9 protein-coding genes are annotated in these 12,814 nt (G+C 69.3%); 5 read left to right on the plus strand and 4 right to left on the minus strand.

The features are described from left to right. The first annotated feature begins 59 nt into the window (after positions 1 to 59). Together ABE85_RS05745 and ABE85_RS05750 are read left to right on the plus strand one after the other, a co-directional pair. On the plus strand, positions 60 to 650 hold the full coding sequence (locus ABE85_RS05745) for a hypothetical protein (RefSeq protein ID WP_067271053.1): 591 nt from the start codon (positions 60 to 62) through the stop codon (positions 648 to 650). Between the two features lie 5 nt (positions 651 to 655). After that, entirely contained in the window at positions 656 to 1,324 is a 669-nt protein-coding gene (locus tag ABE85_RS05750; RefSeq protein ID WP_067271056.1) for an RES domain-containing protein, read from the plus strand. Here the strand turns inward: ABE85_RS05750 and ABE85_RS05755 are convergent. Continuing rightward, a complete protein-coding gene (locus tag ABE85_RS05755; protein ID WP_067271059.1) occupies positions 1,317 to 1,991 on the minus strand; it encodes a phosphoribosyltransferase in 675 nt (224 codons plus the stop codon). The two genes, ABE85_RS05750 and ABE85_RS05755, sit on opposite strands and share 8 nt — an antisense overlap. Positions 1,992 to 2,239: 248 nt before the next feature. Here ABE85_RS05755 and ABE85_RS05760 point away from each other — a divergent pair, with 248 nt between their 5' ends. Both ABE85_RS05760 and ligD read left to right on the plus strand, forming a co-directional pair. Next, positions 2,240 to 3,268, plus strand: coding sequence for a Ku protein (locus tag ABE85_RS05760; RefSeq protein ID WP_067271062.1), 1,029 nt, complete (start codon positions 2,240 to 2,242; stop codon positions 3,266 to 3,268). 28 nt (positions 3,269 to 3,296) lie between these two features. Further along, on the plus strand, positions 3,297 to 5,966 hold the full coding sequence (gene ligD / locus ABE85_RS05765; protein WP_067271065.1) for a DNA ligase D: 2,670 nt from the start codon (positions 3,297 to 3,299) through the stop codon (positions 5,964 to 5,966). Here the strand turns inward: ligD and ABE85_RS05770 are convergent. After that, positions 5,944 to 9,588, minus strand: a complete 3,645-nt coding sequence (locus tag ABE85_RS05770; protein ID WP_067271069.1) for an ATP-binding protein — start codon at positions 9,586 to 9,588, stop codon at positions 5,944 to 5,946. The genes ligD and ABE85_RS05770 overlap by 23 nt on opposite strands. 193 nt (positions 9,589 to 9,781) lie before the next feature. Here ABE85_RS05770 and ABE85_RS05775 point away from each other — a divergent pair, with 193 nt between their 5' ends. Beyond that, positions 9,782 to 11,119 (plus strand): hemolysin family protein, encoded by a 1,338-nt coding sequence (locus ABE85_RS05775; protein ID WP_310732601.1) that lies wholly within the window; start codon positions 9,782 to 9,784, stop codon positions 11,117 to 11,119. On the opposite strand, the gene ABE85_RS28715 is transcribed toward ABE85_RS05775, so the two are convergent. Continuing rightward, positions 11,099 to 11,731, minus strand: a complete 633-nt coding sequence (locus tag ABE85_RS28715) for a lytic transglycosylase domain-containing protein (protein ID WP_067271074.1) — start codon at positions 11,729 to 11,731, stop codon at positions 11,099 to 11,101. The two genes, ABE85_RS05775 and ABE85_RS28715, sit on opposite strands and share 21 nt — an antisense overlap. Next, on the minus strand, positions 11,731 to 12,810 hold the full coding sequence (locus ABE85_RS05785; protein WP_067271077.1) for a hypothetical protein: 1,080 nt from the start codon (positions 12,808 to 12,810) through the stop codon (positions 11,731 to 11,733). Before ABE85_RS05785 ends, ABE85_RS28715 begins: the two co-directional genes overlap by 1 nt. Positions 12,811 to 12,814: the final 4 nt, after the last annotated feature.

The raw sequence follows: 12,814 nt of genomic DNA on the forward strand, positions 1-12,814 counted from the left end.
AGAACTTTCAGTCATGGCGTGACAAACGCACCGTCGGCACAGTGAGGGCTTCTGTGTTGATGGACGCGCCCAGCAATGGCACGCGGTGGCAAGTGATGACGATGGAACGTGAGCATGTGAAGGGGTATGCCGAGACGCGCGGGTTCGTCTCGATCGCCCCCAATCTGTGTGCGCTGAGCAAGGAGCGCGCACCGGAAACCCGCCCTGAAGTCTTCGCGGTAGCGACCGCTGAGGGCACTGCGCATCAACTCGCAGAGTTGTTGGGCATTCCGGTCGAGGAGGTCGTCCGGCTCGAGCAGGAGCATCGGCTCTTCTCCGTGTACGACCCCACACTGGGACGTTCGGTGTATCCCCTTTTCCAGGCAATGCCCGACATCGCCGGGCCACATCTGGAGGCGATCCTGGCCCAGCTTTTCGAAGCGATGAAGGATCCCGGCGTATGGTTGGACCGCCTTGCGATCTGGGGATTCTTCACGACGCCGCACATGATGCTGGCATGGTCCACGCCACTGGAAGTCCTGCTCGGGCATCGGATCTACGACATGCCGATCGATTCCGAAGTCGAACTCTACTTTTCTAAGGACGCCGAACTGCGGTTCAGCGCAGTCCTCGGAGCGGTTCACGATGAGATCTGGCACCGGAGGCACTGATTGTCATGCGCGAATCTTCTCTTCCGACCTTCCAAGGCTGGCAACTGGACGCCGAACTGTTTGATGCCGGGAGCATCGAACTGATGCGCGGCTTCGTTCGGCCCGGCGGCGCCTGGACACCGGCTCCGCCCGAATTTCGCAACGGTCGCGTCGATCCTCCGCCCGGCCACAAGTCAGAGTACTCGGTGCTCTACACCGCGACCGACATTCAATGCGTCGCTGCGGAAATGCGGGTGCTGGAAAGCAGCGGCCGAGGGCGGCGCTGGTTTCCGGAACGGGCAAAGGCTGTCCAGGTCGCAAGCTTCATCACGCGCCGCGCTGCCTTGTTCATTCCTCTCGATGGGCGCAACCGCACGGCTTTCGGCGTGCGCGGCAACTGTGACGTGAAATATCGCGACTACCAATGGCTTGGCCTTGAGCTTTTTCGCCGATATGGACATTTGGCGAACGGTCTGTCATGGGAGTCATTCCATGGCGATCAGCCGGGACGTTGCTATGCAATCTGGCACTCTCGCAAGGACGACATGGAGATTACCGTCAACGAGGCGTTTCAATGCCTTCATGACCATGCGGGTTGGAACGCGTTCCTTTCGGACTACTCCCATGTTCAATCGTGGCCGGAAGCTGCCACGCCGGAGGAATCGACCTTGGGAGACGAGGCGATCGTCAACTGACGTCTTCCGTGCGGTGGTGACGAGGTGCGGTTGCCAAGAGGTGCCGCACCTCCTCATCCGTCGTCTGCTCGAACCGCTCGTACCACTGTCCGACGGAGCGGAAACGCTCCGGCGTCCGCGCGCAGATGACCTCATCCGCATCCTGCGAGATCAGGTGGCAGGTCTCCGCAGCAGATACGGGCACCGCGACGACGATCCTCGCCGGCCGCATCTCGCGCAGCGCCTGCACGCCCGCGCGCATCGAAGCACCCGTCGCCATGCCGTCGTCCACCAGGATCACCTGCCGGCCCGCGATCGGCGGCATCAGGCGATCGCCGCGGTAGAGCTTCTCGCGCCGGTGCAGCTCACGCACCTCCGCGCGGGTCACGAGCTCCACCGCCGAATAGCTGATCGCCAGCTGCTGCAGCACCTGCGTATTGAGCACGCGCACGTCGCCCGAGGCGATGGCGCCCATGGCGTATTCGGGCTGACCCGGCAGTCCCAGCTTGCGCACGACCAGGATGTCCAATGGTGCCTCCAGCGCCCGCGCGATCTCCGCTGCCACCGGCACGCCGCCGCGCGGCAGTGCCAGCACCGTCACGTCGTCGCGATGCGCATAGGCCGTCAGTCGAGTCGCCAACTGTCGGCCTGCATCGCGCCGATCCACGAACCGTCGCTCGGCGTCCATCAGCAGTCGGGCGCGCGACTCCGGATCCGGGATGTCGGAGGGTGGGCGGACTGGCGGCATGACAGGGGCTTCCGGGGACATGATGGCCTCGCAACGACGGCGTTTCTATCCCCAGGACGGAGCAAGCCGGATGCCCGCCGCCAGGCGGGTGACGCAGCGCCTCTCTTCCCCATTGCGGCCCCCCGTTAGCCCACGGGCGCGCGATTTGCCGATGAGTCGATTCCACCGAATCCGCCGTCGAGGTCCCCATGCCGAGCAGAACCGCCTCCACGTCCTCCCGGAGTGCCCGCAAGACGGCCCCGCGCGCCGGCACCGCCAGCTCGCACGTGGCCAGCCGCAAGCGTGCCTCCAACGCCGACCGCGCCTCGCCCGGCAAGTCGCAGGGCGCGCGGGCCAGGTCCAACAGCAAGTCGGGCGCCCCGGCATCGACCCGCGGCGACAGCGACGAGGCGCCCGCCGCCCGCCGCGCGATCTGGAAGGGAGCCATCAGCTTCGGCCTGCTGCATGTGCCGGTCGCTCTGTACCCGGCTTCGCGCGACCAGCGCGTGGACTTCGACTGGCTCGACAAGCGCACCATGGATCCGGTCGGCTACAAGCGCATCAACAAGCGCACCGGCAAGGACATCGACAAGACGCAGATCGTCAAGGGCGTGAAGCAGGAGAACGGCGACTACGTCCTGGTTTCCGACGACGAGATCCGCAAGGCCTATCCGACCACCACCCAGACCATCGAGATCGAGACCTTCGTCCCCGCCACGCAGGTGTCCTTCGTCTACCTCGAGAAGCCGTACTACCTGGAGCCGATCGGCAAGTCCGGCAAGGTCTACGCGCTGCTGCGCGAGGCGATGGCGGATGCCGGACTGATCGCCATCGCGCGGCTCGTGATCCACAGCAAGGAACATCTGGCCGCGCTGCTGCCGGCGGGGCCGGCGCTGATGATCGGCATGCTGCGCTGGGCCAACGAGATCCGCCCCTGCGACGACCTCAACCTGCCCGCCGAAGGCAAGTCCGCGCACGGCTTCAAGCCTGCCGAACTGCAGATGGCCCGCCAGTTGATCGACGAGATGAGCCACGACTGGCACCCGGAGGATTACCACGACGAGTTCACCGCCGCGATCCGCGACATGATCGCGCGCAAGGTCGATGAAGGCGAGACCGAGACCGTGACCCCGCTCGAGGCCGCGCCCGAGGAGTCGGGCGAAGGCGGCAAGGTCGTCGATCTCACCGAGCTGTTGCGCCGCAGCCTGGGCGGCAAGTCGAAGAAGAAGGCGGCCTGAGCGCCGCGCGAAACGCCAGGAGTCGCCGATGCCGACCGCGCCGCGCCAGGATCCGCTGACCCGTTACCGGCAGAAGCGGGACTTCCGCATCACGCCCGAACCGGACGACGCCGATCACGGCCCCGGACAGGCCGCCAAGCGGGCGAAGCGGCCGGCGCGCGCCGCCGGGACCGGCGCCAAGACCACTGCAAAGGCGTCGGCGCAGACGCTCTCCTTCGTCATCCAGAAGCACTGGGCGAGCCATCTGCATTACGACTTCCGTCTGGAGCTCGACGGCGTGCTGCTGAGCTGGGCCGTTCCCAAAGGGCCGTCGTACGACACGAAGGAACGCCGCATGGCGATCCACGTCGAGGACCACCCGCTGTCCTACGGCGGCTTCGAAGGCACCATCCCTCCGAAGCAGTACGGCGCCGGTGAGGTCATCGTCTGGGACAACGGCACCTGGACGCCGGAAGGCGATCCGCACGACGGGCTGCGCGACGGCAAGCTGGTGTTCCGGCTGCACGGGCAGAAGCTCGCCGGCCTGTGGCAACTCATCCGCACCTCGCGTGATGCGTCCAAGCGCGAGCAGTGGCTGCTGATCAAGAAGCACGACGGCCTGGAGCGCCCGCATGCGGACTACGACGTCACCCTAGAGCTACCCGACAGCGTGATCCAGCGTCCATTGGGAAAGGCCAAGGTCGATGCCGAGGTAATGACGGCGACGGAGACGGCGGGAAGCACTGAGCCCGACCTGAGCCGCGCGAAGAAGGCGCGGCTGCCCGCCGAGCTCACGCCGCAGCTCGCGACGCTGGTCAGTGCCACTCCGCCCGGCGACTGGATCGCCGAGGCCAAGTTCGACGGCTACCGGCTGATGGCCCGGGTCGACAAGGGCAAGGTCCGGCTGATGACGCGAGGGGGCAACGACTGGACGGCGCGGCTGCCCTCGCTGGCGGAGGCGATCACGGGTCTCGGCATCGACAACGGCTGGCTGGACGGCGAGATCGTCGTGCTGCGCGACGACGGCGCGCCCGATTTCAGCCTGCTGCAGAACGCGATCGGCCATCCGACGCGGACTCGGCATGAGGACATCGTGTACTTCCTCTTCGATCTGCCGTTCCTCAACGGCCATGACCTGCGCGAAGTGCCGCTGATCCACCGCCGCGCCGTGCTGCGCGCGCTGATGGAAGGCCATGAAGACGGCGATGCGGGCGGTCATGCGGACGGTCATGCGGACGGACGGCTGCGCTTCAGCGAGGACTTTGCGGTACCGCCCGAGGAGATGCTCGCCGCCGCGTGCCAGATGCGGCTCGAGGGCCTGATCCTGAAGCGGCCCGACAGCGGCTACGTGTCCGCCCGCAGCGAGGCGTGGGTGAAGCTGAAGTGCCAGCAGCGGCAGGAGTTCGTCGTCGTCGGATTCACGGACCGCTCCGACGGCGCGAAGGCGCTGGGCAGCCTGCTGCTCGGGTACTACGAAGACGGCGCGCTCCGCTACGCCGGGCGTGTCGGCACAGGCTGGTCGCTGAAGCTGGCCGGCGAGATGCACAAGCAGCTCGCGGCGCTGGAGGTCAAGACGCCGCACTTCGATGAACAGACCATCGCCCGCAGCCATTGGGCCCGCATGAGCGGGCGCACCGGCGGCGATGCGCGCTGGGTGAAACCCAAGCTCGTCGTGGAAGTCGCCTTCGCGGAATGGACGCCCGATGGCCACGTGCGCCACGCCTCGTTCCAGGGCCAGCGCGAGGACAAGGCGCCGAAGGACGTCGGGCGGGAGTCTGCCAAGCCGGCAGAGGAGCTCAAAGTGTCGAAGTCCCCATCGTCCAAGTCCCCCAAGTCGTCCAGGTCCCCAAAGTCCCCCAAGTCTTCCGAGCCGACGACCTCAGGCGCTTTGGGGCAACTCCGCATCACGCATCCGGAGCGCGTGATCGATCCGTCCACCGGCCACACGAAGATCGAGCTGATCCGCTACTACGAGAGCGTGGTCGAGTGGATGCAACCCCACCTCGGCCGGCGGCCCGTGGCGATCGTGCGCGCGCCCGACGGCGTCGAGGGACAGCTGTTCTTCCAGAAGCACGTGGATGGCGACGAGCTCATCGTCCTGCGCGACCCGGTGGCGCTGATGCAACTGACGCAGATGAACGCCATCGAGTTCCACACCTGGAACGCGCAGGACGACAAGCCGGCCCGCGCGGACCGCTTCATCATCGACCTGGATCCGGGCGAGGGCGTGGCCTTCCCCGCGGTCGTCGATGCGGCGCGCATCACGCGCGCGCTGCTCAAGGAACTCGGCCTGCAAGCCTGGCTCAAGACCAGCGGCGGCAAGGGGCTGCACGTGGTCGTCCCGCTGGCGCGTCGCCACGACCACGCGACGGCGAAGGCCTTCAGCCAGGCGCTGGTACAGCATCTGGCCGAGACCTTCCCGAAGAAGTTCTCGGCGAAGAGCGGACCGAAGAACCGCGTCGGGAAGATCTTCCCGGACTACCTCCGCAACGGGGAAGGGCAGACCACCGCCTGCGCCTTCACGGTCCGTGCGCGGCCCGGCCTGGGCGTCTCGATGCCCATCGCCTGGGACGAGCTCGATGACGTGAAGCGAGGCGACCAGTGGACCCTCGCCAACGCGCGGGACCGGCTCAGCTTCCAGAAGCTCGATCCGTGGAAGGACTACTGGACGACGAACCAGACGCTGACGGCGGGGCTCAGGCTACTCGGCCTGAAGTGAGCGGCGTGAGCGGCGGGGCGGTCGCGATCAACGGGACGCGGAGCTCGAACCGCGCGCCGCATCCGGTGCCCTCGCTGTGCACCGAGACGCTACCGCCGTGCCGCTCGATCAATTGCCGGACCAGCGAGAGACCGATGCCCAGGCCGCCCTGCGAGCGGTCCAGCGCGCGGTCGCCCTGGACGAACAGGTCGAACATCGTCACCTGCAACGCGTGCGGCACACCGATGCCGTCGTCGCTGACGCGGATCAGCGCCACGCCGGGTCCGCCGTCGGGCGCGCGCTCCTCGCTCATGGCCAAGTCGATGCGACCTCCGGGATCGGTGTACTTCGCGGCGTTCGTGAGCACGTTGGCCACGCACTGCACCAGCCGCGCCAGATCGCCGTGCACGCGCAGCGGCTGGCTGCTGCTGGTCACCGAGAACTGGTGGCGCCGTTCCCGCATCAGGGGTTCCGCCGTCTCCACCGCCTGCGCGACGACCTCCGACAGCAGCAGCGGTCCGAGCTGCAGTTCCACCCGTCCCTGCGTGATCCGCGAGACGTCCAGCAGGTCGTCCACCAGCCGCGTCAGCGTGTCGACCTGCCGGCGGATGATGGCCACCATCTTCCTGGAACGCTCATCGGGCAGGCCGAGCCGCGCCAGCACGTCGCCCGCGCTGCGGATGGGCGCGATCGGGTTGCGCAGTTCGTGCGCCAGCATGGCCAGGAACTGGTCCTTCTGCCGGTCCGCGGCCTCCAGCCGTCGCCGGGCCTTCAGGGGCGCGGAGATCTCGCGGTAGTAGCACACCACGCCGGGCGAGCCGTCCGGCAGCGGGATCCGGCTGATCTGCCATTCGTAGGCCTCGGTGATGCCGAGGTCGCTGCGCTCCTGGATGAACTCGGGCGTGTGGTACGGATCGCCGGTCTCCAGCGTGCGCTGGAAGAGCGACACGATCTGGTCCGACAGCGGATGCCCCCACTGCCGCTCCAGCAGCGCGTCGAAGCGCTCGCCGATCAGGTCCGGCGGATCGCCGAAGGTCGCGCGCGCCGTCGGATTGGCCTCGCGCAGCCGCAGCGTCGCTCCGTCGTGCTCGACCAGGAAGACGCCCATCGGCGCCTCGTTGAGCAGGGTCTCGAACTGCTCGGTGCGGCGCCGGAAGGCCGCCTCCGCCGATTGCCGCAGACGCCGCAGCTCCAGCAGCGCCCCGAGTCGCGCGAGCAGTTCCCGCGACGAGAAGGGCTTGATCATGTAGTCGTCGGCGCCGGAGTCCAGGCCCTCGATGCGGGCCTCCTCGCCGGCGCGCGCCGACAGCAGCACCACCGGCACGCCGCCCAGCCGCGCATCCACGCGGATCGCCGTCAGCAAGGCCAGGCCGTCGAGCCGCGGCATCATGACGTCGCTCAGCAGCAGGTCCGGCGGTTCGCGCCGGGCGGCCTCCAGCGCCTGCAGTCCGTCCGCCGCGAGTTCGACGGCGTAGAACGGCGACAGCAGGTCGCGCAGGTAGGCGCGCATGTCCGCGTTGTCGTCGGCGACGATGATCCGCGCGCCGAAGGTGGCGGCGAAGCGCTGGTCGACGGTCGGCCAGGCGCCGCTCTCCGCGCGATCGGCGGCCACACCGACCGCGCCGACGCGACCGGGCGCGACATCCCGCAGCGGTTCCGGCGCGGGCAGCCAGCGCAGCGCTTCCTCGACATAGGCGCGCGCGCCGGTCGTGGTGGCGGGCAAGGCCGGCGGGACAGGCGGGGCGCCGATGCGCCCGGTCCGCTCCTCCATGGGTTCGACGCGCTCCTGCGGCAGATGCTCGCGACCCAGGGGGAGCAGGACGCGGAACAGCGTCCCTTCGCCGTGCACGCTGGACGCCTCGATCCGGCCGCCGTGCAGGCGCACGAGCTCCTGCACCAGCGCCAGTCCGATGCCGGAGCCTTCATGCGTGCGGCCCTCCGCGCCGGCGACGCGGTGGAAGCGCTCGAAGACCTTGGGCAGTTCGTCCGCCGGGATCCCGGCGCCGGTGTCGGCCACCTCCAGCACGGCCTGGCCGCGGCCGCCTTCCTGCCGCTCACGCAGTCGCACCGTCACCTGGCCGCGCATCGTGAACTTGAAGGCGTTGGACAACAGGTTCAGGACGATCTTCTCCCACATCTCCCGGTCGACGTAGGCGTAGGCGGACAGCGGGGCGCAGTCGACCTCGAAGCCCAGGCTGACCCGCTCCATCGCGGACCGGAAGGTGCTCGCCAGGTCGCGGGTCAGCGCCGCGAGGTCCGTCGCCTGATAGCGCGCCTGCGAGCGGCCCGCCTCGATGCGCGAGAAGTCCAGCAGCGTGTTCACCAGCCGTTGCAGCCGCGCGGCATTGCGCAGCACCAGCGCCAGCCGGTCCCGCATCGGGCCGTCCAGCTGGGGCGCGGTCACCAGTTCCTCGAGCGGGCCCAGCATCAGCGTCAGCGGCGTGCGGAACTCGTGGCTGATGTTGGAGAAGAAGGCCGTCTTCGCCCGGTCCAGCTCGGCCAGCGATTCGGCGCGACGGCGCTCGGCCTCGTAGGCCGACGCGTCGGCGAGCGCGGCCGACACCTGGCCGGCGACCAGGTTCAGGAAGTCGCGGTAGTCCTCGTCCAGCGGGAGGCGCGGGCTGACGCCCAGCACCAGGAAACCGGCGAGGTCCTTGCCGGCGCTTCGCAGCGGCAGCAGCACGGCGCGCGTCAGCGTCTCCGGCCAGGGCGGCAGCGTGAGCGACACGCCCAGCGCCGGCATGTCCGGCAGGTCCCGTGCCGCGCCGCTCGCGGCCAGGTCCGGCAGCGGCCAGCCGTCCGGCGGATCGATCAGGCTGAGCGCCTCGGGGAAGGGCACGGGGCCGCCGTCCGCCTGCGCCGCCGCGGCCGCCTCCGAACCCGGCGGCAGGCTGAAGCAGATCCGCCGCGCGCTCTGCCCGCCGGCTTCCGTCAGGTAGAGCGCGGAGAACGGCAGGTCCAGCGCGGAGTCGGAGACCACGCCGCAGACGCGCCGCGCGCATTCGTGCGTCTCGTCCGCGCCGACGGTGCGCGCCGCGAGGTCGCGCAGCACGCGCAGGCGGCGTTCGCCGATCACGCGGTCCGTGACCTCGGTGACGACGCACCACATGCCGTCCACGCGCAGGTCGTCGTCGTAGACCGGGCTGTACGAGAAGGTGTGATACGTCTCCTCGGGGAAGCCGCTGCGCTCCAGGAACAGCAGCAGGCCCTCGTCCCACGTCGCCTCGCCGGTCGTCTGCACGTGGCGGATGCGGCTGTAGGCGGCGTCCCAGACCTCGGCCCAGACGCGCTGCGACGGGGCGCCGAGCGCCCATTCGCGCTTCAGCCCCAGCGTGGGCAGGTAGGCGTCATTGCAGAAGAAGGTCATCTCGGACCCCCACGCCATCCACATGGCGTAGCGCGAGTCCAGCATCATCCGCACCACCGTCTTCAGCGAGGCCGGCCAGCCGTCCGACGGACCGAGCGGCGTGGCGGTCCAGTCCAGCGCGCGCATGCGCCCGCCCATCTCGCCGCCGCCGTCCAGGAAATGACGGCGGCGCGGGGCCGCGATGGGCGTCGGGATCGTCTCGTCAGCGGGCGGGCCGAGCTGCGGTCCGGGCGGCTCGGGAGGCAGGCCAGCGGAACCGGCGGGCGAAGCGTGCATCGGCAGAAATTTCCTGGTGAGGGCCGGGGTCGGTCGAGTCTATGGGGGGCGAAGCAAGCCGCGCACCCGCATCAGCCCTGGGGCTCCCCTGGCCTTCTTGGGTCGGTGACCGGCGTGGTTCTGGCCTGGATGAGGGGCCGGCGCCGCAGGGGGCGCCCGGTACACTGGGCGCTCCTCCATTCCGAAAGCCGCCTTGAGTTCCAGCCTGCTGCTCATCCTCCTGCTGATCTGTGCCAGCGCGTTCTTCTCGATGGCGGAACTGTCGCTGGCCGCGTCGCGTCGGCTCAAGCTGCGACAGCTGGCGGACGAGGGCGACCCCCGCGCCGCGCAGGTGCTGAAGGTCCAGGAGCAGCCCGGCTACTACTTCACCGTCGTGCAGATCGGCGTCAACACATTGGCCATCCTGGCCGGCGTGGTCGGGGAGGGCGCGCTGACGCCGCATTTCGAGTCGCTGCTGCGCCCGCTGATCGACATCGACACGGCGCAGAAGACCGCCTTCGCGCTGTCCTTCACCTGCGTCACCATCCTCTTCGTCGTGCTGGCGGACCTGCTGCCCAAGCGGCTGTCGATGAACGAGCCCGAAAGCGTCGCGATGGCGCTGATCCGGCCGATGCTCTTCCTCACCCTCGTGCTGCGGCCGATCGCCTGGGCGCTGAACCACGTGGCCGACGGCCTGCTGCGGCTGCTCGGCCGGCCGATGAGTCCGGACAACACGATCACCCATGACGACATCCTCGCCCTGGCCGCGGCGGGCCAGCGGGCCGGCGTCGTCTCGGCGGCCGACCAGCAGGTGATCGAGAACGTCTTCGAGCTGGAGACCCGGACCGTCGAGTCCTCGATGACCTCGCGCGAACGCGTCGTCTACTTCTCCCTGGACGACGACGAGGCGCTGATCCGCACGCGGATCGCGGACGCGCCGCACTCGACCTACCTGGTCTGCGCCGGGGAGATCGACCAGGTCGTCGGCTACGTCGACGCGACCGACCTGTTCCAGCGCGTGCTGCGCGGCGAGGTCATCTCGCTGCGCGCCGAGCCGGCGCTGGTCAAGAAGGTGCTGATCGTGCCCGACCGCCTCACGCTGGCCGAGGTGCTGCAGCATTTCAAGATCGCGCACGAGGACTTCGCGGTCATCGTCAACGAATACTCGCTGGTCGTCGGCGTCATCACGCTGAACGACGTGATGAGCACGGTGATGGGCTCCATGGTCTCCACCGCCGAGGAGGAGCAGCAGATCATCCGGCGCGACGACGGCAGCTTCCTGGCCGACGGCATCACGCCCATCCCCGACGTGCAGCGCGCGCTGGGCGTGGACGACTTCCCCCACCACGGCCAGTACGACACGCTGGCCGGTTTCCTGATGGTGATGCTGCGCCGCATCCCCAAGCGCACCGACGTCGTGGAATGGCACGGCTGGCGCTTCGAGGTCGTCGACGTCGACAGCCACCGCGTCGACCAGGTCATGATCGCCCGGGTGGGCGGTCCGCCGTCGGGGGACGCACCCGCGCCGGGATCACCGGACCTGGCGGACTGAGCGCGGCCCAGCCGGCCCGGTGCCGGGCCCGGCGCCCAGCCTCGCATGGAGCCCGGTGTTCAGCCGCTCGCTGAGCTCTTCGCTGAGTTCCTCGTTGAGGGCGACGTAGTGCCGCAGCACCTGCCGCGCATACGCCTGGCGCTTGACCGGGTCGCGGGCGTTGTAGGCCCCCAGCGCGTCGACCGTCCTGCCCATCGAGCGGAAGTTGCTGCCCAGGATCCAGGCACCGACGAGGATGTTGGCGCAGGGCACGTTCAGGTCGCCTTCCTTGACGCCATGCCGCGCCAGCGTCGGCAGCCATGACGAGTTGATCTGCATCAGGCCGATGTCGGTCGAGCCATTGGTATTGCGGTTGACCGCCGCGGGGTTCAGACCTGACTCCTGGCGCGCGATGGCCTTCAACAGCAGCGGCGAGACGCCGTAGCGTTCCCCCGCCAGCACGAAGCAGCGGTCGAAACGCGTCACGTCGGTGGGAACGGCCGGTCGAGTCGGTCGAGCCTTCTGCGTCTGCGTCGGCGTCTGCGTCCGCGCCTTTGCCTGTGGATCCTGCTGGGCCTGTGCCGGCAACGAGGCCGCCAACGCCGCCAGCAGTCCTGCCGTGATCGCGCGCATCACAGGCCTCCCATGTCGGATTGAAGGCTGCTCTGCGCCTCCATCACGGTGGCCAGGAAGCCGCCGAGCAGGAACAGCAGCAGCATCGCCGCGGCGACCATCAGCAGGCCGTTCAGCCGCGCGGCGGAATCGGCGATGCCCAGCTGCAGGCGGTCGATCGAGCCGATGCCGATCCGCACGAAGGCGGCCACGGGATCGCGGCGCTCGGCGGCGTCCTCCACGCGTTCCTCCATGCGGGGATTGAGCACGCCGGTGGCGAAGGCGCGGCCGAACTGCGCCGACTCCCGCCCGGACAGCCGCGACAGGATCTGGCGCAGGTGCCAGCGCATCCAGGGCGCGCTGAAGCGGCCGGCGCGTTCCAGCGACGCGCGCAGCGACACGCCGGCCCGCATCAGCGACGACAGCGAGATCACCAGCATCGCCCCGGAGAAATCGCGGTAGAGGCTGAAGGGCGGATGCCGGTCCAGCCAGCGCCGCGCGCGGCCCTGCCAGCGCGGCAGGCACCACACGAACAGACCGCCCGCGCCCAGCACCGCGGCGCCCAGCATCAGGCCGTGGTGGCGGATGGTCCATGCGACCGCGTACAGCGCGCGCCCCAGCGGCGGCCAGCGTTCCGGCGCGATCAGATCGGCCAGCACGGGCACCGCATGCAGCGAGAACGCCACCAGGATGCCGGTCATCGCGCCCAGCAGCAGCAGCGGATAGGCCACCGCCTTGCGCACCGCGCGGAACATGCCGTCGACCTTCTCGACGGTGCCGGACAGGAAGTGCAGGCCCTGGGAGAGGCGATCGTCGCCGCCGCCCTGCAGCGCGTCGATCATGAGCAGCTCCGTCGGCGGCACCACGCCGTGCAGCGCGCGGGCCAGCGAGCCGCCCATCGCCGCGCGCAGCATCCGGCGGTACAGCAGCTGGTCGCCGCGCGAGCGACGACGCGCGCGGGCCTCGAGCTTGCGCAGGATCGTGTACAGCGGGACGCGGTCCTCCAGCGCCGAGGCCAGGTCGTAGTAGAAGTCGCCGCGCCGGCGGCGCAGGCGCCGGGCCGCCGCGCGCAGCAGCAGCCAGTCGAGGGGATTGGTCATGGGG

Source organism: Mitsuaria sp. 7 (genome assembly GCF_001653795.1).
Classification (GTDB): domain Bacteria; phylum Pseudomonadota; class Gammaproteobacteria; order Burkholderiales; family Burkholderiaceae_C; genus Roseateles.